The sequence below is a fragment of the Streptomyces sp. NPDC001373 genome (assembly GCF_042895815.1).
Lineage (GTDB): Bacteria > Actinomycetota > Actinomycetes > Streptomycetales > Streptomycetaceae > Streptomyces.
In genome coordinates this window covers 40,066-65,030 of record NZ_JBIAWQ010000027.1, presented here as the reverse complement: position 1 = coordinate 65,030, position 24,965 = coordinate 40,066, and the positions used below count along the sequence as shown (strand labels likewise).

The window sequence follows — 24,965 nt, the reverse complement described above, 5'->3', positions numbered from 1 at the left end:
AACATCGTCCGGTGCGCGTTGAGTTGGTCTCGGTGCGCGTCCCTGCATATACCAGTTCCACTCCGAGCCGCAATACGATCCGGATCCGGATTGCGGTCCGACTCGGACCGGTAGGACGGTAGTTGCACGCCGCCCGGCGCCCCGGCTGCCTCCGCCGAGACCCGGGGCGTTGGGCGGCACCCAACCCCTGCCTGTCTGCGGATCGGAGCACGTCATGACGTCCATGACCGAGCACGTACGAACCACAGATCCAGCGCCAGCCGAGACGAGGCCGGCAGGAGCGCCGGGGGACGCTCCGCGGGTCCGAGTGATGAGGGACGTCCAGATCGCGCTCGGCCTCGCGGTGATGGCCCCCACCGGACCCAGCACCCGTGACGTCATCACCCGGCTCCGCGCGCACATCGAGGCCAGCCTCGATGACGCCGACCGCTTCGCACTGACCATCCAGAAGACCACCCGCAGGCGGTACATCGTCTCCGAGACGATCCGGCACGCACGGGACCTGATCGCCGCCCCGGTCGACCACGGCGACCCGGCCGCGCGGCTGCGGCTACACGGGAAGGCTGCCGACCACCTCTCCCAGTACGCCCAGGCGTACCCAATCCACCGGGACGGGCTGTGATCGTCGGCACGGGCCGGACCGATCGGATGCTCAGCACCGTTCGGGGAGAGCGCCGGGTCCCGCCGCCCCCCTCCCCTGCGCCGAACTGACCTTCCTCGGGGCCTACGGCCCGTCACCGCTCCGGCCTCCGGGCAGCTGCATACAGACGGGCGGAGCCCCACTTCACAAGGCCCGGCCGCCGTCGGCGGTCGGGATTCGCCCCGCCATCAACGCGGGTGTGTGACCGCGACCCCATCCCAGCGGTGGGCTCACATCTCGCCATCGCTTCAGGGGAGTAACTGTGGTCGAAACCGGGTTCGCTTCTGTCCCGGCCGTTACCGGCCGCCTCGATGTCCCCCGTCCCCACCTGGTCGGCATCAGCGGCGCGGGTATGGCCCCGTACGCCTTCCTGCTGGCCTCGCGGGGTGCCACGGTCACCGGCTCCAACCACCGCTCCACCGAGACCGCCGGCCGCATCGAGGCGGCCGGCATCATCCTGCACCGGGAATCCGACTATCGGCGACCGCTACGCAGCCCCCTCCAGCCATCCCGATGTCAGGTCCTACTCGCGTCGCTGGGCAGCAGGTTCCCAGTAGTTCTCCAACATCACTGCTGGCCATGCTGGGGCGTGGACGACGCCGCGGGGGCCCATCTGCTCAAAGTACGGTCCGAGATCGTAGATCGGGGTTCCGTTCACGGCGTCGAGGTCCGTGACGTGCAGATCCCGGCCTTCGACCTTGAGGAGCCGGGGAAACGACGTCGCCATGCGGTTGGGGCGCCTGTGGTTTCGGTGCACGAAGGTGCCGGTGGGCTCCCAGTCCGGGTTGTTCCGGGGGCTGCGGGCCCCGAGGTGGAGGTCGGCGTCGGAGCCCAGGTGAAAGTGCCAGGTGACGATGAGGTGGGAGAACTCGTCGAGGCCCTGCAAGGTATCCAGCGGGAGGTCTGGGCGGAGGCGGATGATCGATTCGACTCCGCCCTGGTAGTCGTCGGCCGGCTTCTGGTGGCCGCCGACGACATGGGCGATGGCCTCCAGCGTGATCGGGTCGTGCACGCGATCCTCCCCTGCGACTCCCAGCCCGACCTGGGATCCGCCCCAGTGCGGGCCAGTTCTGTGATGGCGCGGTCAGCGTACCCGGCTGATCACCGTACGCGCGCGGTCGTCCAGTTGAGCCAGTGCCGTACCTCCGCGGCCGCGGTAGGGAGACAGGGACCGGCGCATCTGGACCACGGTGTCCAGGGCCCGGCCGGACTGGACTCCCTGCATGGTGTCCAGGGCCTGGGACCATGTGGCACAGGCCGCGTCGACGGCTCCCCGCTGTATCTGCACCGCGCCCAGGAGGCCGAGGGTGACCGCGTGGGTGCGGGCGAAGGGCTGGGCTCGGCGGGTGCGGACGCTGCGCTCATACTCGCACTCGGCTCCACGGAGGTCTCCGAGGACCTGCAGGGTGCGGGCCGTCTCGTGGGCGAGGGATGCCTCGGAGAAGAAGAAGACCCGGGCGGGCTCGTCGTCTCCGCGCTCCGCTTGGCGCAGGTCGTCCTCAGCGCGCAGCAGGGCGGCGATGGCCTGCTGCTTGTGTCCGGCAGCCGCCAGGCTGCGTGCGTGAACGACCCCGAGGAGAGAGCGTTCGCGCGGGCTCGCATCCGTGTATCGGCGGTGGGCGACGGACGTCTCGGCCAGTCGGAGGGCCTGGGCGGGGTGGCCGAGGTCGAGGGTCTGGTGGGCCTGGGCGCGGAGGATGTGGCCTGCCAGAGGGGCGTCGTCGGCTTCGGCAGACAGCCGCAGGGCCACATCGAGCCACTTCTGGGCGAGCGCGTGCTCGGAGGAGTCGAACGCCGTCCAGCCTGCCAGGTATGCCAGCTCGCCGGCGGCGGTGAACATCTCCTGGCGCGTGTGCTGGTCGGGGAATCGGCCGTCGAGGTAGCTGGCGACGTCGGTGCGGAGATAGGCCACGAGGGCGGACCGGCCGTCTGCGCCGCCGCGGCGCTGTTCGCGCTGGGAGAGCAGTTGTGTCATTTCCTGTACTGCGGCCACGTCGTCCGGGCCGACCTGCCACGCCGCCGACGACTTCCGCGTCTGAGCTGCAGTAACCGTGTCCTGCCACCAGCGATCAGACGGCAGGAACATCCCCGCGAGGGAGAAGGCTGCACCCTTGAGGGTGCGGCGGCGCGCCAGGTCCAAGTCGGTCCCCCCGAGATCGACAAGTTGTGCGATTGGGTCGCTGTCCCGTGGGGCCGAACCTACCTGCCCATCGGGGTCCTTGAGCCCGATGTCGGCAGCCGTGACGACCCGGTGGATCCCTCGGCTGCTCAGTCCTCGCGACAGCGCTTCGCACAAGATACGGGTCGCCGGCGGCGCCGGGTGCGATCCGCGGACCCACTGGTTGACGTGCGACGCCGACACCGCTTTCAGTTCCTCGGCGCCGACCTCGGCGGCCACGCGCTGCAGGTGCCGGGCGGTGGTGGCCTGCGACCAGCTCAGTTGGTGCAGCACGCCCTCCAGCAAGGTGTTGCGCTCACGCGGCACCGGAAGCTCCCGTCCACGAAACGATCTTTACGCGCTTTACGCGGTACCGCGCCCTCCGTGGGATACCCACGCCGGGTGAATCGCGGTTCGCTGAGCGTAACGGTAGCCCCAAGGGCCACTGTGCTGGCCGCAGTTCGGCCATCGGCTTCATCCACCAGAACGCTCTGCAGGAGCGTGTACGACCGCGTAAGAGGAATGAGGTGAAGCGATGAACTCCCACCAGATCACGCGCGGCGACCTGCTCGAGGCATTGGCCTCCCCCACCGCCCTCTCAGCCTGGACGGCGCTGCCGAGCCGCCCTGAATCCGTAAAGACAGCGCGGGACTTCGTCGCGGACCAACTGGCCCAGTGGGGTCGTCCGGACCTGGAGGGCTCCGCCACGCTGGTCTGCAGTGAGCTGGTCACCAATGCCGTCACGCACGCCAGGCCGGACTCCTCAGAGGGCGGATGCATGGTCGCTCTCACCCTGGTCCCCGGGGAAGCGTTGATCACCCAGGTCGCGGACCCCGATCCTTCGCCCCCGGTTCCGAGGGTCAGCCTCTCCCGCGCTCTGGCGGAGGATGGCCGCGGACTGTCCATCGTCACGCAGTTGTCCGCCTACTGGAGTGCCTCCCCCAGACCCGATGGGAAGGGGAAGGTCGTCAGCGCCTACCTACTGACGAACAACGACACCACCGGACCGAGCGAGACCTTGGGCGTGGAGCCCTTCCTGCCGGACCGCACACCGTCGGCCGGCCTGCCTGTACCGGCCCCACCGGTGCCCACGCCCACGTCGGAGTGCGAGCCCGAGTTACCGAAGCTCGACTTGTCCACACCGTCCGTGGCGCGGGTGTGCGACTTCATCACCGGCGGCACGGACAACTACTCGGCCGACCGCGCTCTGGGCCGGCCCCTGCTCACGGCAGCGCCCTGGCTGGACCGGGCCGCGGCCGCGGCCCGCAACCACGGCCAGGTGACCGTCGCGCGCCTCGCGGCACAGGGAATCACCCAATTCCTTGACCTGGGCTGCGGACTGCCGCAGCGCCACGGACGCAACACGCACGACGCGGCCCAGCGCCACCAACCGGACGCCACCGTCGTCTACGTCGACCGGGACCCGATGGTCCGGGCACACGTCCGAACCTGGCTCGCGGAGACCCCTCGGGAGCTGGACCTGCACGCCGACATCACCCGGACTGTTCACCTGCTTGGCCAGCCGGCTATCGCGCGTCTGGACCGAGCACGACCGATCGCCGTGCTGCTGCATGAGGTCCTTCCCTGGATCAGCGACGAGAAGGCCCAGCACCTGCTGGAGACCCTGCGGAACTGGCTGCCTGCCGGCAGCATGCTGTCCGTCGTCCACGCGGCCGCCGACAGCCACCCCGAGTCCACTCCCGCCCTCGCCGGGCTCTACCGGAAGGCGGGCATCCTCTACCGGCCCCGGAGCCTGAAGCAGTTGCTCGCCCTGGTCCACAGCTGGGACGTGGACACCCCCGGCATCACCGCTGTTCCTCTGGGAGGGCTCCACGCCGTCGGCGGCCGAGCACCGCTGTACGGCTCGTACGCCTTCGTCGCTCGCGCACCCCATCCGTCGGCACCGCGGAGTGGCCAGGACGCCCTGGCACGGGAAGCGGCCGCTGGTGGCGCGGGCCTGGAGGCGACGAGGTGACCGCTCCCTACTGCGTGCGGGCGCTGGCCCCCACCGACTTTCCACGAGCAGGCAGCTTGCTGTCCCGGCGCTGGGCGCACGAGGCCGACTGCGGGCGGCCGGTCGACCAGGAAAGGGACTACGCCCTGATCTTGCCGCTGCGCACCGGGGACCACCCGATGCTGTACGGCCTGTTCGAGGACGAGGTACTCGTGGCGATCTGGGAGCTGGACCCCACATCCCCGGGTCCCGGTTGGAGCGCTTCCGAGCGACGGGAGAGCAGCGTCAGCCTGCTCCTGCTCTACACCGACCCGGACCACCGGCACGCGGGACGGCTGGTCTCGCTCTGGCTCGCCGACCACTTCGCCCGCACCCCTCAGCCACCGGTATGGCTGCGCTGCAGCATCCCCGATGAACGGCTGGCGGCGCACATCACGAGGACGTGGGGCTGGCAGGAGGTCCGCCAGGAAGGCGGCCGTCACCTGCTCCAGCTCGCGCCCGAGCTCAAGCTGCATCTCAACCTGTTGATCGCCGGACAGCCTGCCTGCGCGGCTCCCGGCGGCAGCACTCGCCCGCCCGCACTCCCTAGGACCGATCACTCGTGACGCTTCCCGACTACGAAGATGACGCCTACTGGACCGGACTCGAGGACTACGAGCCGGAGCCGGCACACGCCCCCTTGTTCACACGGACGGTAGGCAATGCGCCGCCGGGTGACGTATGGGAGGCCTCTCCCCGCGAGATCCGGGTCGGCGACTGGCTGGTCGTCGAGGGCACGGCGTACGAGATCACCAACATGTTCTCCCGAGGCTACGACAGCGCCGTGAAGCGGGTGATCCTCCGCGGCCACGCCCCGCAGGTGGTCAAGACCAGGCACGAGATCGTGCGCCCGTACGAGGCCTCGCACCGCGCCCCGCGCCGCCCCTGGTAGCCGACGGCTCCCCCGCTTGGCGCTGACACCCGACATCCAATTCCCTGTCCAAGGAGCTTCCGTGGGTCCGTCGCTTCCGATCCCCACACCGCAGGCCTGCTTACCCTCTCCGCCTTCATGGCCGGGCACGGTGCCCGCCGGTGTACCTCGCACAGCGCCCGAGGCGGAGCCGGTGACCTGGCGTGTGCTGCGCGCCCTCGCCGTCTCCCGGCACGAGGACATCACCAGCGAGGACAGCGGTCTCTGGGACGCCCTCAACCGTGTCCTCGACGATGCCGTGGAGTCGCCCGACGTCCGTCCGCTGACCGCCAGCCTGGCTGTGGACCTCGGCTCGCTGACGGACCGGGCCTCCCGCCAAATCCAAACCGGGCTCACCGAGGAGACACGGTCGCGGGCATGTGTCCTCCTGCGCGAGGTCCGCGACCGGCTGCGGCTCGACACCCAGGACATCGGCCTCCTGCGCCGACTGGCCTGGATGACGGAGGAGGTCGCGGACGAGGCCCTGGAGCAGGCTTCGTCCGGCGCGACTTCGGCACGGGCCGCAGCGCGTGCGTTCGCGTACTCCCCCGTGCTGGCGGGGTGGGCCGGGCAGTGGTCCACAGGGCCTGCCCCTGCCACGTATCCGGCGGCCTCGGCATGACCGCCGACGCCTCCGCTGCCACGAGGCCCGAAAGCATGCGGGTTTTGGACCGGGCCTGCGTCATCGTGCACCGGCACATCACCACCGCGTACCCGCCTGGTGCCTTCCTTCCGAGCATCAAGCAGCTGGCGCTGGCCTTGGGGCTGCCGGAGAAGCACGTGCACCAGGGGCTGCTGCGGCTGGACAGCCTGGGCGAGATCGCGCTGCACACCGGCAGCCTGCCGGTCCGGCTCCGTACGCGGGAACCACACCCCCGCGACCGCGTCCTTCACGGTGCCGTCCGCGACCGGATCCGCGCCGGCCACTACCAGCCGGGGCAGGCTCTGCCTACCGGGCTGCTGGGCGAAGAGTTCGGACTGCTCCCGCACCACGTACAGCGCGCGCTCCGGTTCCTCACGTCCGAGGGAACCCTCCGCTTCGACGAACGCGGAGCCTACGGTCCGGGCCACTACGTCCCGGTGGCCCTCGCGGAGGCCGTCTCGTGAACCACACAGGATCCGCGGGCCTCCCGGACACCGCGCTGCTTCCCGCGGAAGCCCGGGAGTGGCTGAGCCGGCCGAGCGCTGCCCGTATCGCGACGGTGTGGCAGGACGGTGGCCGCAACGCCTACCCCGCCGACCTGGATGTGGCGGAGCGGGTGCTGAGGGTGTTCCCGCGGCAGGCGGAGGCGGCGGCCATCAACCGTGAACACGGGCAACTGACGGCGCGGGAGCTAGTCGACCGGGGCATAGTGCAGTTCCTCGATCTCGGATGCGGATATCCGCTGCTCGGGCACATCAACGAGCCCAGGCTGCGGACAGAGCTCGACGAGATCGTGCACGAGGCGAATCCCCTCGCCAGGGTGGTGCACGTGGACCTCGACCGCGGGGCGGTCGCGCACAGCCGGGCGATGCGTACGGCCGGCGCCGGGTCACCCGCCCCGGTGGTGCTGAGCGGGGACATCCTCGACACGGCCCACCTCCTGGACGCCGTCCAGGACCTCGGGCACCTGTCGTTGAACCACCCCGTCGGCGTGTTCGTCCACGACGTGCTGCCCTGGGCTGTCGACGACGAGCAGGTCCTGACGGCCGTTGCCTGCCTTCGGCGGTGGCTTCCGGTGGGCAGCGTGCTGTCCATCACGCACTCCAGCCCGGAGCTGGCGGGAGGGTGGCTGGCCGGGGCCGAACGGGTCCTGCGGCAAGCAGGCATCCCCTACCGGCCAAGGACGCGTTCCTTGATCTCTGCCCTGTTCGGTGACTGGCCCGACCTCGACGGCGGCCCGCTGCGGCTGGTACCGAGCGCACAGCATCACGACGAGCACAGCCGCCGGAGCGCACCGTCGGCCACATCCGCCGCGTACGCCGGCGTCGCCGTCAAGCCGCTGTCCGTTGACCCGCAGGCACCACGGTGAGGCTGGTGCAGCACCGCAGGCTCCAGCGCCTCCAGCGACTGGCCGCGATCCCGGTAGTGGGTCCGATCTCGGCCCTACTGGCCCGCGCCTACCGCAGGCGCATGGTCCGGCAGATCCTCTCCCGGGCCCTGCTTCACGAAGACCGCATCGGTGTCGGGGTCTCACGCCGCGGCGCCACGCAACCCCGACATCGGGATTGACCGATGTCGTTGCCGATCAAGAGAGGGGACCGAGAGGCTGTGACCTCGACAATGACGTCCGACCCTGGGGAGAGCACAATGCTGGTACCGCAGTGGCGTGTCACGGTGAACTCCCGCTGCAAGCGGGCCTGCGGCTACTGCCGCCCGTCCGGCGAAGCCGTGGCCACGCCGAAGGACGTCGCCCTGGACCCCGATGACCTCCTGCGGGTCGCGCACGCCGTGCGGGCCCGCGGAATCACGAGCGTGAAACTGACCGGCGGCGACCCCGCCCTGTACGAGCCGCTCGTGAAGACGGTCCGCCGTCTCCGCGACGACGCCGGGTTCACGGAGATCGAGGTCATCTCCCGCCACCCGCGAATCGGCGAGCTCGCCGACGACCTGGCGAAGGCAGGGGTGACGCTCTTCAACGTCTCCCTGGACACCCTCGACCCCGTGCTGCACCACGAGATCTGCAACGTCAACGACCACGGCCAGGTCGTGGACGCGATCAAGCGGTGCGTGGACACGGGGATCCCGGTCAAGGTGAACGTCGTGGTCCTGGCCGGGATCAACGATGCCGAGGTCCCCGCTCTGGTGCAGATGTGCGAGAACATCCGCGTGGACAGCGTCAAGCTCCTCGATGTCATCAAGGACCTCGACCAGGGAGCGGAGTCCTACAGTCGGCGTCTGCTGACCAAGCGCGGCAAGACCCTGCCAGACACTTATCTCCCGCTCGGTGAGATCACCGGAGTCCTGCGCTCGCGTGCGGTGCACGAGGAGACCATCCAGCAGGGGGGGCTGGGCCACCCGATGACCGTACTGACCCTCGCCTCGGGGATGCGGGTGGTGGTGAAGGACTCCACTGCCGGCGCCTGGTATGGGTCAGTGTGCCGGGGCTGTCCGTTCTTCCCGTGTCACGACGCGCTCATGGCGTTGCGGCTGACCGCCGACATGAGGTTGCAGTTCTGCCTGCTGCGCGAGGACAACACGGTCGACCTGGCCGCGGCGGCGGCAGAGTCCGGTACGGCGCTGGAGCACGCGGTCGAGGCCGCGTTCGAGATGTACGCCGACGCCTATTTCCGCAGCAGCGTCCCGCAGCCGGAGGTCGTCCGATGACCGTCATGCTCGGCATGCCCGCGCTGGCCACCCCCGCCGCGGTCACGCCTTCCGCCCCGGCCGCAGCCGATAGCCGACCGCTGGTCATCCTGGCTTACCCCAAGATCGACCACGAGAAGAACTACGTCTACTTCTGGATGCCCTTCGCCCTCCTGACGCTGGCCAAGGCGCTGAGGGACTCCGGCATGGTCGACGTCGTGCTCTTCGACGGCAACCAGCTGGACGCGTCCGCCTGGGAGAAGCTCCTCGACAAGGAGCTGGAGCGGACGGTGTGCATCGGCGTGAGCATCATGACCGGCGGCGGCCAGATCGGCCACGCCCTGGACATGGTGGCCACCGCGAAGACACGGGCACACTGCCCGCCGGTCGTCTTCGGCGGGCCCCACGTGAACGTGCTGCCCGAGCAGACCGCCGCACACCCGCTGGTGGACGCCGTCCTGCAGGGACCGGGGCAGAACTCCATCACCGCGTACGTCGCTTCGCTGTTAGGGCGCACCCGCCGCCAGGACGTGCCCGGTTTGGTTACACACCGGTGCGGCCAGACGCTGAAGGGGCTGGTCAACCCGCCGCGAACAGGCGAGATGGGCGCCTACCCCTGGGACTTGCTCGACATCCCCCGGTACATCCGTGATGACCCGACGGTCGCCGAGCGGACCCTGAACTACATCAGCAGCCAGGGCTGCGTTTACATCTGCGACTTCTGCTACGAGCTGGTCTACCAGCGCAAGTACTCCGCCATGCTGGCCGGCGACCTGCTGCGGGACATCGCCGACCTCAAGGCCCGATACGGCATCACGGGTGTGAAGTTCTACGACGCGGACTTCTTCGTGCACCTCCAGCGAGCCATGGGCTTCTGTGAAGGGCTGATCGAGCAGGGCCTGGACCTGAAGTGGGCGGCCTCCATCAACCCCAACGACATCCTCAAGGCCCGCAAGAAGGGCATGCCGCTGCTCGAGCGGATCGCGGCCAGCGGCTGCACCCGCCTGCTGATGGGCATGGAGTCCGGCAACGACCGGGTCCTGGACGAGGTCGTGAAGAAGCAGATCACCCGCGAACGGCTGCTGGACGTCGCCCAGGAGATCGCGGACAACGGGATCCTCGGCTCCTACACGTTCATCGTCGGATTCCCCGGCGAGAGCGAGGCGGAAATGGAGGACACCTACTCCCTCATCGACGAACTCCGCGGCCTGTCCCCCACCCCGGAGACCAGGGTGCACCTCTTCGCCCCGTACCCCGGCACCGGCCTGTACGACACGGCCCTCGAGCACGGCTTCGTCCCGCCGGACTCGCTGGAAGGCTGGTCTCGCTTCGACTACTACACCTCGCTCACCCCGTGGACCAGTGAGGCGACCGCGGACCGGGCCCGGGACGAGACGCGAATGCGACTGGCCCCCGCACAGTAACCCCCCTACCGTCACCCTGTGTGCCGGGGAGGCACCTCCCCCGTTACCTCCCCGGCACACAAACCGCTAAAGGAGCACTCCTCTTGAGCACGACACCGCTTCTCCCCGCCCCGGCCGTCAAGGGCGACCGGATCGGCATCGTCACCGTCTCTGCCCCCGAACCCGCTGCGGACCCCGACATCTTCGACCGCGGTGTGGAGGCCCTCGCCGCCCTCGGCTTCGAGCCCGTCGTGGCCCCGAACGCGACCGGGCAGAGCGGATACCGCGCGGGCGACAGCCGGACCCTCCTGAAGGACTTCCACTCCCTGATCGCGGACGACACGATCACCGCAGTGGTGTGCGCGGGCGGCGGCAAGAGCGCCAACCGACTCCTGTCCGGCCTGGACTTCAACCTGATCCGGCGCCGGCCGAAGGCGATCGTCGGGGTCAGCGACCCGAGCCTGTTGCTCAACGCGATCACAGCCAAGACCGGCCTGGTCACGTTCCACGGACCCTCCGTCATGTGGGACTTCGCCTCCGAGGACGCCCCGGCCACCACGGCCGCGCACTTCACCGCGGTGCTCGCGGGCCGCCCTTCGGCCGGCCGGATCCCCACGCCCCTGACCTGGAGCCGCACCGGGGCCGTCGAGGGCCACCTAGTCGCCGGGTGCCTGTCCTCGCTGCGCTGCCTCCTCGGCACCCCGTGGGAGCCCCTGTGGGACGGCGCGGTCCTCGCCATCGAGGACGCGTTCAAGAGCGTCGAGGTCCTCGACCAGGCGCTGACGCACTTCCGGGACTGCGGCGTCCTGGACCGGATCGCCGGCCTGATCGTCGGCGAGGCTGTGTCCTGCGAGCCCAGCGGTGGCGTGACGCTGACCGAGATGGTCGAGGACCTGTGTGAGGGGTACGACTGGCCGATCGCCCACGGCCTGCCGTACGGACACACCCCGCTCAAGTACACCCTCCCGATCGGCGCGACGGTCCGCCTGGACTCCGGCAGCCAGCAAGCCCTGACCGTCGTGGCGCCGTGGACAGCCCGCCAGGAAGGGGAGACGGCATGACGGCCGTGACCGACCGCAGCGCCGAACGCCGCTTCTACGGAACCTTCCTCAAGGACAACCCCGCAGAGCGCGACGTCGTCCTCCTCAAGGCCGACCTGCTGCGGGCCTTACGCAGCTGGCTCCACGACAGCGGGTACCGGGAGTTCCCCACCCCGGTGCTGTGCCGGGTCCGGGAGAGCGCCCCGATCCCACAGTTCTCCACCAAGCACCCCCTGACCGGTCAGGGCTTCCACCTCAAGCACTCCGCCGAGGAACACCTGCGGCGGGTGGTGACCAGCGTCGAGCGGGTCTACGACCTGGGGCCGGCGATCCGGGCCGAACGCGAGGACGGCTCCCACGCGATCGAGTTCACCATGCTGCAGACCGCCGCCCGCGACCTCACCCTGGACGAGGGCATGAACGCGGTGACCGAACTCGTGCAGCACACGGTCCGCACGGTCTTCGCCGACCTGACCACGGCCAGCACGGACTTCACCACCATCAAGGTCCGAGCGGTGCCGGACGCCATCGCGGAGGCCCTCGGCATGACCACGGCGCCGGAAGGGGCCGAGCTTGTGGCCGCCGCCCGCGACTGGATGGACCGGCGAGGCCTGCCCGCGGACGGCGGGCCGTGGCAGGTGATGGAGGACTTCGTCAAGCACGCGGTCGAGGCCGCCGTCACCACCCCGACCCTGCTGCACTCCTTCCCGTACGAGCTGCGGCACAACAGCCGCGTCGACGAGCGGACCGGGCTGGCCCAGCGGTTCTCGCTCATCGCCGGTGGCGTCGAGCTCTGCGACGGCGGGCTCAAGCTGCGTACGGCCGCGGAGTACCGGCCGATGGTCGAGGCGAACATGCTCCTGCGCGAGGAACTTCACGGCGTCGCCGCCGACAGCGGGCCGGTCGAGTTCTACGCCGACGTCGACCGCGACCCCGCGGACGTGGTCACCTTCGGCCTCGGTGTCGAGCGGCTGCTGGCCGCCTGCATCGGCCGCGACGTGGCCGGTGTGCTGGCCTTCCCCCACCACTGACCGCCTTCCGAGAGGACCAAACCAGCGTGTCTACCGCCGCGACGATGCGGGCCGTCATCATCACCGAGAGCCTGACCGATCGGACCCTGCCCCCCGGGTTCCAGAACCTGTCCGTCCACCGCTACCCGCACGACCTCGACGGCCAGACCCCCATCGAGATCTGTGAAGCGACGGTTCCCTCCGCCCGGGCCGCGGAGCTGGCGCTGCAGCTGGCGCGCTCCCTCGAGCCGCGCCTGTACTACGCGCACCTCATCGACGAGCAGCACATGCTCATCGCCTTCCCCCACACCGTCGTCACGGTCGACCGCGACGACGAGGCCACCATCCAGCACGCCTGCAACGTCGGCGCCCTGTTCGGAATCCCGGCTGGCCAGATGCGGTTCGCCGAAATGTGGGACACCGACCACCCCGACGCCCCCGGCACCCAAACGGGGGCGGCGTGAAGGGCCTCGGCGAGCTCGACCTCCCCCTCACCGTCTCTGTCGACCGGCTCGCGGCCGAGCGCGAGATCGAAAGGATGCCCCGGCGTCCGATGGCCATGGTCACCGGCGCCAGCGGGGCTCTGGGAGCGGAGATCACCCGCCAGCTGATCGCGAAGGACTGGTTCGTCCTGGCCACCTACCGCACCCGCCCACCCGAGAGGGTGCAGCAAGGCAGCCTGTGGGAGCGGTTCGACGCCTCCGAGGAGGCGACCCGGGACCGGCTACGGCTGGTGGCCGAGGACCTGCCACACCGGCTGGACGCGGTCTTCGCGTGCGCCGGAGCGCCGTCCAGCAAGAAGACGGTGGCCGAGACGCCGGTAGCAGAGTTCGAGGAGGTCTACCGGGCCAACGTCACCTCGCTGGCCGCCACATGGCAGGCCTTGGCGCCGCTCGCGCGCCGAACGCGAGCCTCACTGCTGGCTGTGGGATCGGACGCCGGCCGAGCCGCCCGCCCCGGCAACGGGCCCTACAGCGCGGCCAAGGCCGCCCTCGAAGCCCTGGTGATCACGCTCGCCAAGGAAGAGGCCCAGCACGGCGTCCGGGTAAACCTGCTCGCCCCGTCCCTGATCGACTCCCCGCTCGCCGACCACGTGATGGCCCTCAAGGGCGTCACCGACAAGTGGTCCTACTTCGGGAGCCTGCCCTGGGGCCGACCCCTGACCCTGGAGGAGGTCGCCACCGCCTGCATCGACCTGGCCACCGCTCCCCACTGGTCGTACGCCACCGGCCAGGTCTATCCGCTGCTGTCGGCGGTGTGATGGTCAACGCCACCCACACCCGCCACCTGCGGATCATCCAGATGCTCCGCAGCCACGAACACGTGCCCGCCCGCACGCTGGCCGAGCGCTTCGGCGTCGAAGTCCGCACCATCCAGCGTGACATCGCCCAGCTCGCGGCCCACGGCATCGAGATCGACTCCCTCCCCGGAGCCAAGGGCGGCTACCGCCTCGCCGGCGAAGACCCCGTCCACCCCCTGACCCTCGACTCCGACCAGGCCCTGCGCCTGTACGTGCTGGGCCTGCTGGAGAACGACGACAGCGAGTCCAACGAGCGGCTGCAGGCCGCGGGCATCTCCCAGAGCGTGCGCGAGGTGATGCGCAGGATCAACCAGCGCTTCCACTTCGACACCGCCGACTGGTACTGGAACGGGCAGGGATCCGGCCACCTCGGCGTCCTGCGCACCGCCGTGCTCACCGACACGGCCCTCGAAGTCGTACATCGCACCAAAGACGGCCGGCAGGAGACGGCCGTCCTCAAGCCGCTCGGCATGGTCTGGAAGGGCGGCGAGTGGCACATGGTCGCCGCCCCGCCCAACGCCGCCCCCGCCCGCTACCGCCTCAACCTGATCGACCGGATCCGCCCCACCGACCTGTCCTTCCCGTACCCGGAGGACTTCTCCGTCCGTACCTGGTGGAACGAGGCGATGGAGGAATTCGGCAAGGGCGACACCCGCGTCGACCTCGCCGTCTCAGCCGCGGCACGGGACGAACTCCTGCGGCTGAGCCTGAAGAAGAACTCCGAGGTGACCCATCACGACGACGGCAGCCTCACTCTCGTCCTGTACGTCGACCAGTGGGAGTGGCTGATACCCCTGGTCACCTCGTATGGGCCCGACGTCACTGTCATCGGCCCCGACGAACTGCGGCAAGCCACCGCTGCCCACCTCACAGCCGCGCTCGCCGCCTACGACACACCCCGGCCGCCGGCCGCCCCGATCCCGGCCCAGGCTGCGGAGGACGACGCCCGTCTCCGCTCCACCCACGGACGATCCCCCAGGGAGCCCTCGCAGTGACCATCCGCCACCTCGACTACGTCGACACCCTCCACCTGCCCGTCACCGGCGGCCCCTTCTCCTTCCGCCACACCGTGTGGAAGCCCTCCCACTACGACACCGGCCTGGAGGCCCACACCGCCGACCGAAGCTGGCGCACCTTCCGCGTCGGTGACCTCGTTGCCGGCGTCCGCCTCATGTGCGAGGACGGCACGGTCATCGCCGACGTCTACACCGACGGCGACTACAAGCCCGCCCAAGGCGAGCAGCTCCGCGCCCGCCTGACCACCTCGTACGGGCTGACCGAAGACGTCACCGTCTTCACGACCCTGGCGGAGCAAGTCCCGGCCATGCGTGAACCCCTCGCCGGACTCGCGGGCATGCGGCAGTCCTGCCCGGAGGACCACTTCGAGATCTCCGTGGTCGCCCTGCTCCTGCAGAACACCACGGTCAGCCGCACGACGGCGATGACCCGCAACCTCCTCACCCACCACGGGCTCCTCGTCCGCTTCGACGGCATCACGCTCAGGGCCTGGTTCACGCCCGCGGAGATCGCCGACCTGACCGCCGAGACGTTCAAGGAGCAGGACCGGCTCGGGTACCGGGCCAAGTCCCTGCCCCACTTCGCCGCCTTCTTCCGCGACCACACGCAAGAGGACCTCCGCGGCGAGAACCTGGTGGAGAGGTTCCAGGAGATCAAGGGCGTCGGCCCCTACACGGCCGCGGTCATGGCCTCCCACGCCTCCCGCGACCCCGCGGTCTTCGGCATCGACGTCTGGAACCGGAAGATCTTCGCGCGGAGCATCCTCGGTGTCCCGGACGCCGACGCCGAAGTGATCACCCGCCGAATGAACGAGCTCTTCCCCAGCCACGCCGGCACCGCGGCCCTCTACCTCGTCGAGCACGAATACCTCACCACGCCCGTCGCCCCGCTCCTCGACCCCGCGGGCATCAGCGCCTGGAACCAGGCCATGGAGGCCACCACCGCCTGACCCTTCCTCACACCCCACCAGGGCAGCGGCACACCCCGCCACTGCCCTCCCCGTCATGCCCGCAGACGCCCGAGCCCGGCGACCACGCCGAGGCCCGCAATCCCCCGGCGGAGTGACAGGAACCTGTTCGAGCGAGTTTCAACGCCACGACGTCATGCACGCCAAGCCCAACAGGCCAGACCAGAACATCCGTTCACCATTCGCCCCCGATTCGACCGTGACGCACCCGATCGGAAGCCGTTCTTAGAGCACCAGTACCAGCCATGCGCCCATCCGGAGGACCCTGTGAATCCCCTGCCGAACCGACTCGACACAGCCGCCGTAATCGAACATCCCGAGCCTGCCCCATGTCCACGCCCGGTCTGCGGGCGCCGCGTTGACGCCTCGTCCTCCCGTGGCCGCGAGTCACGACCGGATACCAGGAGGGCCGCGTGAGCAAAGACTCGACGACCGGATCCGGCGCCGCGGGGGTGTCGGAGTCCGAGCGGCTCCTCTTCGGCGGTGAGCTCGCCTACGACATCGGGTGGGACCGGCACGAGGGCGCCTGGCTCAAGCTCGGGCTGTGGACGATGGCGCGGGAGCTGCCGCGCCTGGTGGGGACCGGGCTGCGGCTCGCGCACCTGGCTGATGCCCGGGCCCTGCGCGTGGTCGTGGCCTCCGAGGCCGGCCGCGGCATCGCCCAGGCGGTCGGCCTCGTCGCGGTGAACAGCGTGCTCGGGCACATCCTCGCGGGCGGCAGCACGAACGAGCGCCTCGCGCAGGCGGTTCCCGCACTCACGGTCGTGGCGGTCACCGCGTTCCTCGGTTCCCTGCTGCGCTCAGCCTCGACGGCGGCCACCGGGGCGCTGGAACCGAAAGTGCAGCGGGTGGCAACCGAGCAGTACCTGGGGCTGGTGCACCGTACCGAGCTCGCAGCGATCGAGGACGACGAGTTCCACCGGCTCCTGGACGCAGCCCGGTATGGCGCCGACTCCGCCCGGCGCATGATCCGCTACTGCACCAACACCCTCAACGCGGGAGTGTCCCTGGTCGCCGCGGCCGGAGTGCTGACCGTCCTGCACCCGGTGCTCCTGCCGCTGCTGGTCCTGATGACCCTGCCGAGCGCGTGGAGTTCGCTGATGATCTCCCGCCAGAAGTACATCTCTTTCCACGCCTTCGTGCAGCACGCGCGGGCCGGGCACCTACTCGGCCAGCTGCTGACCCAGAAGGAGGCGGCGGCAGAAGTCCGCGTCCACGGCGTCGGGCCATTCCTGCTTGGGCACTTCCGAACCATGGCCGAGACCAGTGAACGCGAACAGACGCGGCTGGCCCGCCGAGCCGCGCGGATCGGGCTCGTCGCCGACGGCGCCGGCGGCATCGCCACCCTCCTCACCTACGGCGCGCTGGGGGCGCTGCTGTGGGGCGGGGCCCTGGACCTCGCGGTCGCGGGCACGGCCGTCCTGGCCATCCGCACCGGCGCCGCCAGCCTGGACACGCTGGTGTTGCAGATCACCGAATTGCACCAGGAGTCGCTGTTCGTGGCCGACTTCGAGCGGCTGTGCCGGGAGGCGAAAACGCGGGCGATCCCCGTGGGCGGGCGGGCGCTGCCCGAGCGGCTACGGGAGGTCCGGTTCGAGAAGGTCTCCTTCACCTACCCCGGCAGCGGCAGCAACGAGCCGGAGCCGACCCTGCACGAGGTGAGCCTGTCGTTCCCCACCGGGAAGATCATCGCGTTGGTGGGTGAGAACGGCTCCGGCAAGTCCACGCTGGTCAGGCTGCTGGCCGGCCTGTATCTGCCGGACGAGGGCAGCGGCACGATCTGGTGGGACGACGTCGACGCCCGCACCGCCGACCGCGACCAGGTCTTCGGCCGCGTCGCGCTGATGTCCCAGGACTTCTACCACTGGCCCTTCACGTTCAGGGTGAACGTCGGCATCGGCCAGCCCGGCCAGGCCATCGACGACCAAGCGGTCAAGGGGGCCGCTGGCTTCTCCGGAGCCGACCAGGTCCTCGATGACCTGCCGCGCGGGCTCGGCACGCTCCTGGCCCGCGGCTACCGGGGCGGCCACCAGATCTCCGGCGGCCAGTGGCAGCGCATCGGAATCGCCCGCGCCAAGTACCGGCGGGCCGAGATCCTGATCGTGGACGAACCCACCAGCGCCTTGGACGCCGTCGCGGAGCAGCGGGTCTTCGACCAGATCAGGGCGCTGGCCGCGACCACCGGCCAGACGATCGTGCTCATCACCCACCGCCTGCACTCTGTGCGCCACGCGGACCTTATCCACGTCCTCAAGGACGGCCGGGTCGCCGAGTCGGGCACCTTCGAGGAACTGATGGACACAACCACGGGCACCGGGGACTTCCGCGACGCCTACCTCGTCCAGGCCGCCGCCTTCGACGCCTCCGTCCCGGTCCAGCCCACCAGCAACCACGACGCCCTGGCCACAAAGGACCGCCCGTGAGCACGGACACGCAGCGGCTCAACGGCCGCGTGCTCCTATCGGGGGTGTCCCGGTGAGCGCGAAGTCCGAGGTCAAGGCCGTGGCAGGCGTCCTGCCGCGCTGCTACGGGATCGTCCCCGCCTCGGTGGTCGACGGCCCGCGGGGTACAGCGACGCGCAACTACCTGGCCGAGGACCAAAACGGCGGGCGCTGGTTCGTCAAGACCTATCCCCCGGACACAGACCTCCAGGGAGAGCAGGAGGCGCTGCAGCTGGGCGAGTTCGCACGCACCAGCGGGGTTCCGGTGCCGGCGGTGCGACGGTCAGCGGCCGGCGAGCTCATCGTGGCCGCCGAAGGTATGGCGCTGTCCGTCGCCGAGTACGTCCACGGCACGAACACCGCCGAAGGCGGGCTGCACGGCCGCAGCTGGGCAGCGGTCGGAAAAGCTGTGGGTCAACTGCACCAGGCCCTGGCCGAGCATCCAGTCGGGCCCCCACGACCGGTTCCGGCGACCGAGGTCTGCGACGTCGAGCGGGCCCGTCGGCGTCTGGAGCAGCTCCTCGTGCGGTACGAGAGCGGCACCGTCAGCGGGGGGTTCGCCGCGTGGGCGCGGCAGGCCGCAGGACAGCGTTTCGCCGCCCTGCCCCGCGTCGCAGCCATGCTCAGAGGCCTTCCGCCGACGTTGACGGCACAGATCGTCCACGGGGATCTGGCCTCCCCCAACGTTCTGCTGCGTGAGCAGGAGGTGGCGGCCGTGATCGACTTCCGTCCGCCCCGTCATCGCAGTGCCGCATGGGAACTGGGCCGGATCGTCCTCGATCCCCGCACAGTACTTGCGGTCCCCAACTGGCCTGCCGGCCTGGTTGAGGCGGTCGCGGCCTACCGAGAGGCGAACCCCGGGCTCCCGGTGGAGGACCTGCTCTCCGTGCCCAGGGTGGCCGCCGGGTACATGGCCTGCTCGGCTTACCCGCTGTCCGAACCCGTCGACAATCCGGCCGCGGTCACCCAGGAGCTCGAAAGGTACGGGCGGGCCCGGCATGCAGCCGTGGAGATGCTCACCGAGCGTCTGAACGAGGCCGAGGAGGTGCTCCGTGACCGCCTCACCTGACTCCGCCACGGAGCCCGCGTCTCTGTGGCGGCACCGCGACTTCCGGCGCTACCTGACGGGGCAGACCGCGAGCGTGGCCGGCAGCTCCATCACCTCGATGGCGCTCCCCGTGCTGGCCGTACTCGAGTTGGACGCCACCACCGGCCAAGTCGCCTGGTTGGCGTTCCTGGGACAGCTCCCGCCCGCGCTGCTCGCGCTGCACGCCGGGGCGCTCGCCGACCGGCACTCCAAGCGCCGCCAGATGATCACCGGTGACCTGGTGAGCGCTGCCGCCCTGGCGACCGTGCCACTGGCAGCGGCCTTCGGCGTGCTGACCTTGACGCAGCTCATGGTCGTCGCCGCGGTCCAGGGTGCCGCTGGCGTGTTGCACGATGCGGCGGCGATCAGCCTGCTCCCGAAGCTGGTCGAGAAGTCCTTGATCCAGCGGAGCAACAGCCGGATCGGGAGCCTGTTCGCGATCGCCGCGACCGGCGGCAGCAACGCTGGCGCAGCACTGACCGCGCTGCTCGGCCCTGCCCGCGCCCTGCTCGGCGACGTCGCCTCCTACCTTCTGAGCGCCTGGTGCACAGCCCGCATCCAGACCCGCGAGACCAGCCCGGCCAGGTCTGAGAAGCGCCGGCTGCGGACGGAGATCGCCGAGGGCCTGCGGTACGTACATGCCGACGACCGGCTGAGCGTGCTGACCTGGGTCAACGCCACCACCTCGCTGGCCTTGGCGGTTCTCAACACGTTGTGGGCGCTGTACCTTCTGCGGGTTCTGGAGATGAGCGCGACCACCTTCGGCATTGTCCTGGGGGTCGGCGCGCTGGGGGCGGCGGTCGGCGCTTTGACGGCTCCGGCCCTCGCACGACGATGCGGGCCCGGGCCGATGATGCTCGGCGCGCTCGCCCTCACCCCGCTCACCCAGCTCCCGCTGCTGTTGGGCGCCCCGGGTCTCGGCTGGGAGATCACCATCGGGGCGGCCCTCTTCCTGCAGTTGGCTTGCGCCGGAGCGGCGGGCACCACCCAGCGGTCCATCCGGCAGATCATCACGGAGTACCGCATGCAGGCCCGGATGCAGGCCGTGAGCACGTGCCTGACTTCCGGCGCCCGGCCCTTAGGAGCGCTATTGGCCGGCGGCCTGGGCACCTTGGCCGGAGTACGACCCGCACTCGTCGTCGGCACCTGCCTGCTCGTCGTACCGCTCGTGGTCCTGGCGCTCTCGCCGTTGCGCGCTCTTCGGCACATGCCCGACCCTCCACCCGAGCCGGATGATCAGAGCGACGCCGCGGGACAACCGCGGCCGACGCCCTTCACGACTGTGCCCGCCCCGGGCCGACACCTGCTGACGCGCGCCAGGAGGGCTCGTTGGAGGGAGGTGCGCCGTGACGCAACTCAATGACAGCACGGAGGCCAACCCTGCTGCCTCCTCAACTCCTGAACTGAGCACCGCCACTCCGGGCACAGGCTCCGTGCTCCCTGCCGCCGATCCGGAACCCGCAGCACCGCGGGCAGCGATGGTCAACCGCTCACGGGAGGCCGCAGGTCTGGTTGGCGACGCGCGGCGGGGACCCGCCACTGGGAGGTCACCGAGACCTAGGCCCGTGACTGCCCCTTCAGCCATACCGTCTTCGTCCGCGTCCCGGAACTGCGAGGTCACCTTGCCGCCCACCCGCTCACATATCGAGCGCCTCATCGCCGCCTACCTGGAGCGGCACCCGACCGAAGCTCTGCTGCTGGCACCCCTGTTGCAGGCGCTGAACGACGGCAGCGAGCCCACGAGCCGCTCCAGCCTGCCTGGACACGTGACGTGCAGCGCGGTCGTGGTCGACCGCCACCGCCGCGTCCTCCACATCCGTCACAACGCCACCGGCAAGCTGCTGGCACCGGGCGGACACGTCGAGGCCGGAGACCGGACGCTTCTGGAAGCGGCACTGCGCGAGGTCCACGAGGAGGCCGGCATCCCGCCCGGCGCCCTATGTACCACCGCCGACTACGGCCCGCTTGCCTTCGACATCGACGTCCACGACATCGACGCCAATCCGTCCAAGGGCGAAGGCGCCCACCAGCACTACGACTTCCGCTTCGTACTCATGCTCGTCGACGACGACGTGGAGATCTCGGTGCAGCCCGAGGAGGTCTCGGCCGCCGAGTGGCTCCCCTTCGACCACGTCACATCCCCAACCCTGCGGACGAAGCTCTGCGCCTCCGGGATCGACGGCCGCATCGAGCCTGTCAACGCCTCGGCCTTGATCCACGACGGACACGGCCGCTACCTGCTCCACCTGCGCGATGACCTGCCCGGCATCTGGGAACCGGGAGCCTGGTCCCTGCTCGGCGGAGGCCGCGAGCCGGGCGACACCTCGCTCGAAGACACCGTCCGCCGTGAACTGCGTGAGGAGGCTGGGCTCGAGCCGGCCACCCTGGAGCCCTTCGCCGTCGAGCTCGCCACCGGCACCGACGGACTGACCGTACCGATCCAGATCTTTACCGCCCGGTGGAACGGCGACCCGGCAGGCATTTCCCTCACCGAGGGCGTGATGCTCGCCTGGTTCCACCCCGACGCCATGCCCCGCCTACGGCTGAGCCCCTCCACCCTTGACCTGGTGCGCCAGCACGCCGCCGTACACGCCGAGCCCCCCTCGCCAGTGGTGCCTCGGCCGGGGTCAATCGGGGCGGATGGGCCGAAGGCCGGCAGTACCAGCGTTCCGCACATCGTCGGCGTCCACCTCTATCTGGAGCGCGACGGCCAGGTGCTGCTCGGCCTGCGGCACCCCGACTCCGCGTACGCCGGCGGCACCCATCACTTCCTCGCCGGGCACTGCGAGCAGGAATCCGCCGTGGCCTGCCTGGTTAGGGAGGCGAAGGAGGAGGCCGGCCTGCTCATCGATCCGCAGGACATCGAGCTGGCGCACGTGGTGCACATGGTGGATGAGCCCGGTGCGCAGCCCCGGATCGGGTTCGTCTTCCGCGCACGGCGGTGGACGGGGACGCCGGAGGTCCTGGAGCCGGACCGGTGCGTCTCCTGGGGCTGGTGGCCCGCCGACGCCCTCCCCGAACCGATCGTCCCCTACACCCGGGCCGCGATCGAAGGAATCCGAGTCGGCCGCCCCTACACCGAACTCGGCTGGGCCTGACCACCCCGCCCCGCGCCTGCCGTTGCTCACCACACGTAAGGAGTCGTACGTGGCCGATCCCACCGTGCCGTCCGCACGTACCGAGGCGTCCCCCGACAAGAGAGCGGAGGCCGCCCGGGCGGAGATGGTCGCCGGGCTGGAAGCCGCCGGCCACCTCCAGCAGGGCCCGGTCCGGGATGCCTTCCTGACTGTGCGGCGGGAGTTGCTGATGCCGCAGGCGTACGTGCGGCGCAGCAAACCGGACGAGACCCCGCCTCGCTGGGACCTGCTCGACTGGGGCGTGCCCGCGGACCAAGGGGAGCTGCTCGGGCTGCTGTACGGCGGGGAGAGTGTGCTGGTCCAGCACGACGGCGAGCCGATTCTGGGTCGGGTGCCGGGCCCGCGTTCGGGCGGGTCGATGACGGCGATGTCCAGCACGGTCGGCATGACCGTCGCCCGCCTCCAGCACCTCGACCTGCGGCCGGGCCAGCGGGTCCTGGACATCGGGACCGGCGCCGGGGTAACCGCGGCCGTCGCGTGCCTGATCGCGGGGGATGCCGGGGTGGTCACCGTGGACCGGGACGCGCACGTCACCGCCGCCGCCCGCGAGCGGCTGGCTGTGCTCGGTCATCGGCCGACGGTCGTAACGGGGGACGGTCAGGACGGCTGGCTCCCGGGGGCCGACTACGACCGGATCTTCGTGTCCTACGCCGTCACCCGGGTGCCGGAGGCCTGGCCGCAGCAGCTGGCCGCCGGCGGGCTCGCGCTGGCGAGCCTGTCGACGTCCTCGCCGTCCTGGCCGGGCCTGGCCGTCATCACCAAGACCGCGACCGGGCGAACGCAGGCCCGCCTGGAGGCGGTGAAGCTCGGGCACCGTGCCGGCCACGGCTGGAGTCAGATCTTCCTCAACACCCGTTTCCGGGAACGGATCGATGCCGCGGACGGCGGCAGCACCCGCACCACCCGCAAGGGTCCGCCGTCGGACGAGGCGCGGGGAATGTGGCTGGCCCTGGACCACCTGCATCCCGGCCTCGTGCGGTACTGGACCGCCGACCACCTGGTCATCGGGGCGCCCGACTGCGGCTCCTGGGTCACCGCCCGCCCCGACGGCACCGGGCGGTGGACAGTCACGGTCTGCGGGCCCCGCGATATCTGGGCGGAGATCCAGGACACCGCTACCCGCTGGCGGGCAGCCGGATCCCCTTCCTCCTACCGGCTCCACCTCGAACCGGACGGAACCCAGTGGGCCGGTGCCGGAACCGGGCCGGCGGAGTTGCCCTGGCCGCTGCCCACCCCGACTCCGGAGACGACCGTGCCGTCGCAAGCCCCCAAACCCAACCTGTCACCGAAGGAGACGAGCCAATGACCTCGCCCACTCCCGCTGTAACCACGCCGCGGTCCGGCGGCTGCCTGTGCGGCAAGATCCAGTTCACGGTCGCCGGAGAGCCGGACTACCCCCACACCTGCAGTTGTCCGCACTGCCAGAGGCTGTCGGGGGCACCGATGATGTCGTGGGTGTCCTTCCCGCTGGACGGCCTGGCATGGTGCGGCGGCGAGCCGTCGTGGCACTACACGTGGCCAGACTCCCGGCGCGGCTTCTGCCCGAGCTGCGGCAGCCACGTCTGCGCCCTCGACGACGGGGCCACCAGCATCGCGGTCACACTCTCCGCGCTGGGCAACCCGCCCGACCTGGTTCCGGTCAACCAGAGCTTCCGCGAGACCGCCGTGCCCTGGCTGCCCCAGGTCCCCGACGCCCGCGACCGCCCCCACAGCTGAACGCCACAGCCCTGAGACACCGTTCACGCCCGCACCACACGATCGGAGACACGTGACCCTGTTCGACACGCTCGACTACCACTACGCCCGCTACCGCCCCAGGCTGCCCGACAAGGTCGTCCAGCTTCTGGTCCAGGAACTGGTGGGGGTGAATGCGCCCACGCTGCTGGACCTCGGCGCCGGCACCGGGCAGGTCGCCCTGTCCATGCTCCCCGCCCTGCCTCCCACGGCCCACCTGAACCTCGTGGACCAGAACCAGGGCATGCTCCGCGCCGCGCTCGACGAGCTCCAACCGCACCTGGGCGGGCGCACCGCCACGGTGCACGTCATCCCGGCAGAAGAGTTCGCCCCCGCCCAGCCCGCGTACCAGGCCGATCTGATCACCTGCTGCCGGGCCTTCCACTGGATGGACCGCCCCGCGGTGCTGGCCATGGCCGGTCGGGTGGCGGCGCCGCAGGCCGCCGTCGCGGTCATGGGGGACGGCAGCCTGTGGACCCACCCGGCCGAGTGGACGGCCGCGCTCACGGGCCTGATCCAGTCCCACCTCGGAGAGGACCGCCGCGCCGGCACGACCGGCGCCTACCGCGAGCCCGGCCGCCGCTACGAAGACGACCTTGCCGAGTCCGCGTTCAGCGACATCACCGAGCACCGCATCCCCTTCACCCGCGCCTGGACTCCCCCCGGTGTCCTCGGCTATCTGCGATCCACCAGCTTCGCCCGGCCCGACCTCTTCGCCGACCACAGCGGATTCGAGGAACAGGCCGCGGCCCTCCTCGCCCAGCACGTCCAGGACGGAGTCCTACACGAGGACGGCGTGTTCACCGTGCTGCTCGCCCGCCGCCCCGGGGCATCGCGGTGAG

At 70.5% G+C, this 24,965-nt stretch carries 24 protein-coding genes and 1 pseudogene; 23 read left to right on the top strand and 2 right to left on the bottom strand.

Annotation, left to right across the window (positions count from 1 at the left end):
• Positions 1 to 310: 310 nt before the first annotated feature.
• Positions 311 to 622, top strand: a complete 312-nt coding sequence (locus ACFY15_RS34215; RefSeq protein ID WP_390826796.1) for a DUF6415 family natural product biosynthesis protein — start codon at positions 311 to 313, stop codon at positions 620 to 622.
• A 280-nt stretch (positions 623 to 902) separates the two neighbouring features.
• Positions 903 to 1,091: pseudogene (locus ACFY15_RS34210) on the top strand (Mur ligase domain-containing protein); the annotation flags it as partial.
• 72 nt (positions 1,092 to 1,163) lie between these two features.
• Here the strand turns inward: ACFY15_RS34210 and ACFY15_RS34205 are convergent.
• Together ACFY15_RS34205 and ACFY15_RS34200 are read right to left on the bottom strand one after the other, a co-directional pair.
• Positions 1,164 to 1,652 (bottom strand): SAM-dependent methyltransferase, encoded by a 489-nt coding sequence (locus ACFY15_RS34205; RefSeq protein WP_390826795.1) that lies wholly within the window; start codon positions 1,650 to 1,652, stop codon positions 1,164 to 1,166.
• 72 nt (positions 1,653 to 1,724) lie between these two features.
• Positions 1,725 to 3,125: a Tat pathway signal protein gene (locus ACFY15_RS34200; RefSeq protein WP_390826794.1), complete on the bottom strand. Its 1,401-nt coding sequence runs from the start codon at positions 3,123 to 3,125 to the stop codon at positions 1,725 to 1,727.
• Positions 3,126 to 3,333: 208 nt separating this feature from the next.
• On the opposite strand from ACFY15_RS34200, the gene ACFY15_RS34195 reads away from it, so the two are divergent.
• The 21 genes from ACFY15_RS34195 (at position 3,334) to ACFY15_RS34095 (ending at position 24,964) form a co-directional block, all read left to right on the top strand.
• Positions 3,334 to 4,773: an SAM-dependent methyltransferase gene (locus ACFY15_RS34195; protein WP_390826793.1), complete on the top strand. Its 1,440-nt coding sequence runs from the start codon at positions 3,334 to 3,336 to the stop codon at positions 4,771 to 4,773.
• On the top strand, positions 4,770 to 5,357 hold the full coding sequence (locus ACFY15_RS34190; RefSeq protein ID WP_390826792.1) for a hypothetical protein: 588 nt from the start codon (positions 4,770 to 4,772) through the stop codon (positions 5,355 to 5,357). Before ACFY15_RS34195 ends, ACFY15_RS34190 begins: the two co-directional genes overlap by 4 nt.
• Entirely contained in the window at positions 5,354 to 5,683 is a 330-nt protein-coding gene (locus ACFY15_RS34185) for a hypothetical protein (protein WP_390826791.1), read from the top strand. Before ACFY15_RS34190 ends, ACFY15_RS34185 begins: the two co-directional genes overlap by 4 nt.
• Positions 5,684 to 5,855: 172 nt before the next feature.
• The gene (locus tag ACFY15_RS34180) at positions 5,856 to 6,323 is read left to right on the top strand and encodes a hypothetical protein (protein ID WP_390826790.1); all 468 of its coding nucleotides are present in this window, start codon (positions 5,856 to 5,858) and stop codon (positions 6,321 to 6,323) included.
• A gap of 35 nt (positions 6,324 to 6,358) precedes the next feature.
• Positions 6,359 to 6,808, top strand: a complete 450-nt coding sequence (locus ACFY15_RS34175) for a GntR family transcriptional regulator (RefSeq protein WP_390826789.1) — start codon at positions 6,359 to 6,361, stop codon at positions 6,806 to 6,808.
• The gene (locus ACFY15_RS34170; RefSeq protein ID WP_390826788.1) at positions 6,805 to 7,713 is read left to right on the top strand and encodes an SAM-dependent methyltransferase; all 909 of its coding nucleotides are present in this window, start codon (positions 6,805 to 6,807) and stop codon (positions 7,711 to 7,713) included. Before ACFY15_RS34175 ends, ACFY15_RS34170 begins: the two co-directional genes overlap by 4 nt.
• 278 nt (positions 7,714 to 7,991) lie before the next feature.
• On the top strand, positions 7,992 to 9,008 hold the full coding sequence (locus tag ACFY15_RS34165; protein ID WP_390826787.1) for a radical SAM protein: 1,017 nt from the start codon (positions 7,992 to 7,994) through the stop codon (positions 9,006 to 9,008).
• A complete protein-coding gene (locus tag ACFY15_RS34160) occupies positions 9,005 to 10,411 on the top strand; it encodes a B12-binding domain-containing radical SAM protein (protein WP_390826786.1) in 1,407 nt (468 codons plus the stop codon). Before ACFY15_RS34165 ends, ACFY15_RS34160 begins: the two co-directional genes overlap by 4 nt.
• Positions 10,412 to 10,494: 83 nt before the next feature.
• Complete coding sequence (locus ACFY15_RS34155) at positions 10,495 to 11,451, top strand: LD-carboxypeptidase (protein WP_390826785.1); 957 nt, start codon at positions 10,495 to 10,497, stop codon at positions 11,449 to 11,451.
• A complete protein-coding gene (locus ACFY15_RS34150) occupies positions 11,448 to 12,461 on the top strand; it encodes an amino acid--tRNA ligase-related protein (RefSeq protein WP_390826784.1) in 1,014 nt (337 codons plus the stop codon). The genes ACFY15_RS34155 and ACFY15_RS34150 overlap by 4 nt, the downstream gene beginning before the upstream one ends.
• A gap of 26 nt (positions 12,462 to 12,487) precedes the next feature.
• Positions 12,488 to 12,904 carry a hypothetical protein gene (locus tag ACFY15_RS34145; protein WP_390826783.1) on the top strand — a complete coding sequence of 139 codons (417 nt, stop codon included), beginning with the start codon at positions 12,488 to 12,490 and terminating at the stop codon, positions 12,902 to 12,904.
• Entirely contained in the window at positions 12,901 to 13,701 is an 801-nt protein-coding gene (locus ACFY15_RS34140) for an SDR family NAD(P)-dependent oxidoreductase (protein ID WP_390826782.1), read from the top strand. Before ACFY15_RS34145 ends, ACFY15_RS34140 begins: the two co-directional genes overlap by 4 nt.
• On the top strand, positions 13,701 to 14,735 hold the full coding sequence (locus ACFY15_RS34135) for a helix-turn-helix transcriptional regulator (protein ID WP_390826781.1): 1,035 nt from the start codon (positions 13,701 to 13,703) through the stop codon (positions 14,733 to 14,735). The genes ACFY15_RS34140 and ACFY15_RS34135 overlap by 1 nt, the downstream gene beginning before the upstream one ends.
• Positions 14,732 to 15,706, top strand: a complete 975-nt coding sequence (locus ACFY15_RS34130; protein ID WP_390826780.1) for a hypothetical protein — start codon at positions 14,732 to 14,734, stop codon at positions 15,704 to 15,706. The genes ACFY15_RS34135 and ACFY15_RS34130 overlap by 4 nt, the downstream gene beginning before the upstream one ends.
• A gap of 569 nt (positions 15,707 to 16,275) precedes the next feature.
• Positions 16,276 to 18,147, top strand: coding sequence for an ABC transporter ATP-binding protein (locus tag ACFY15_RS34125; protein WP_390826810.1), 1,872 nt, complete (start codon positions 16,276 to 16,278; stop codon positions 18,145 to 18,147).
• A 52-nt stretch (positions 18,148 to 18,199) separates the two neighbouring features.
• Positions 18,200 to 19,234: a phosphotransferase enzyme family protein gene (locus ACFY15_RS34120; RefSeq protein ID WP_390826779.1), complete on the top strand. Its 1,035-nt coding sequence runs from the start codon at positions 18,200 to 18,202 to the stop codon at positions 19,232 to 19,234.
• The gene (locus ACFY15_RS34115; RefSeq protein ID WP_390826778.1) at positions 19,218 to 20,615 is read left to right on the top strand and encodes an MFS transporter; all 1,398 of its coding nucleotides are present in this window, start codon (positions 19,218 to 19,220) and stop codon (positions 20,613 to 20,615) included. The genes ACFY15_RS34120 and ACFY15_RS34115 overlap by 17 nt, the downstream gene beginning before the upstream one ends.
• A gap of 259 nt (positions 20,616 to 20,874) precedes the next feature.
• On the top strand, positions 20,875 to 22,350 hold the full coding sequence (locus ACFY15_RS34110; RefSeq protein ID WP_390826777.1) for an NUDIX domain-containing protein: 1,476 nt from the start codon (positions 20,875 to 20,877) through the stop codon (positions 22,348 to 22,350).
• Positions 22,351 to 22,399: 49 nt separating this feature from the next.
• The gene (locus tag ACFY15_RS34105) at positions 22,400 to 23,695 is read left to right on the top strand and encodes a protein-L-isoaspartate O-methyltransferase (protein ID WP_390826776.1); all 1,296 of its coding nucleotides are present in this window, start codon (positions 22,400 to 22,402) and stop codon (positions 23,693 to 23,695) included.
• On the top strand, positions 23,692 to 24,105 hold the full coding sequence (locus ACFY15_RS34100; RefSeq protein ID WP_390826775.1) for a GFA family protein: 414 nt from the start codon (positions 23,692 to 23,694) through the stop codon (positions 24,103 to 24,105). Before ACFY15_RS34105 ends, ACFY15_RS34100 begins: the two co-directional genes overlap by 4 nt.
• A 52-nt stretch (positions 24,106 to 24,157) precedes the next feature.
• A complete protein-coding gene (locus ACFY15_RS34095) occupies positions 24,158 to 24,964 on the top strand; it encodes a class I SAM-dependent methyltransferase (protein WP_390826774.1) in 807 nt (268 codons plus the stop codon).
• The last annotated feature ends 1 nt before the right edge of the window (position 24,965 follow it).

Excerpts from the sequence above, each read along its gene's own strand:
- ACFY15_RS34215 (WP_390826796.1), top strand. The coding sequence starts at position 311 with ATGAGGGACGTCCAGATCGCGCTCGGCCTCGCGGTGATGGCCCCCACC.
- ACFY15_RS34195 (WP_390826793.1), top strand. The coding sequence starts at position 3,334 with ATGAACTCCCACCAGATCACGCGCGGCGACCTGCTCGAGGCATTGGCC.
- ACFY15_RS34175 (WP_390826789.1), top strand. The coding sequence starts at position 6,359 with ATGCGGGTTTTGGACCGGGCCTGCGTCATCGTGCACCGGCACATCACC.
- ACFY15_RS34165 (WP_390826787.1), top strand. The coding sequence starts at position 7,992 with ATGCTGGTACCGCAGTGGCGTGTCACGGTGAACTCCCGCTGCAAGCGG.
- ACFY15_RS34160 (WP_390826786.1), top strand. The coding sequence starts at position 9,005 with ATGACCGTCATGCTCGGCATGCCCGCGCTGGCCACCCCCGCCGCGGTC.
- ACFY15_RS34150 (WP_390826784.1), top strand. The coding sequence starts at position 11,448 with ATGACGGCCGTGACCGACCGCAGCGCCGAACGCCGCTTCTACGGAACC.
- ACFY15_RS34135 (WP_390826781.1), top strand. The coding sequence starts at position 13,701 with ATGGTCAACGCCACCCACACCCGCCACCTGCGGATCATCCAGATGCTC.
- ACFY15_RS34125 (WP_390826810.1), top strand. The coding sequence starts at position 16,276 with ATGGCGCGGGAGCTGCCGCGCCTGGTGGGGACCGGGCTGCGGCTCGCG.
- ACFY15_RS34100 (WP_390826775.1), top strand. The coding sequence starts at position 23,692 with ATGACCTCGCCCACTCCCGCTGTAACCACGCCGCGGTCCGGCGGCTGC.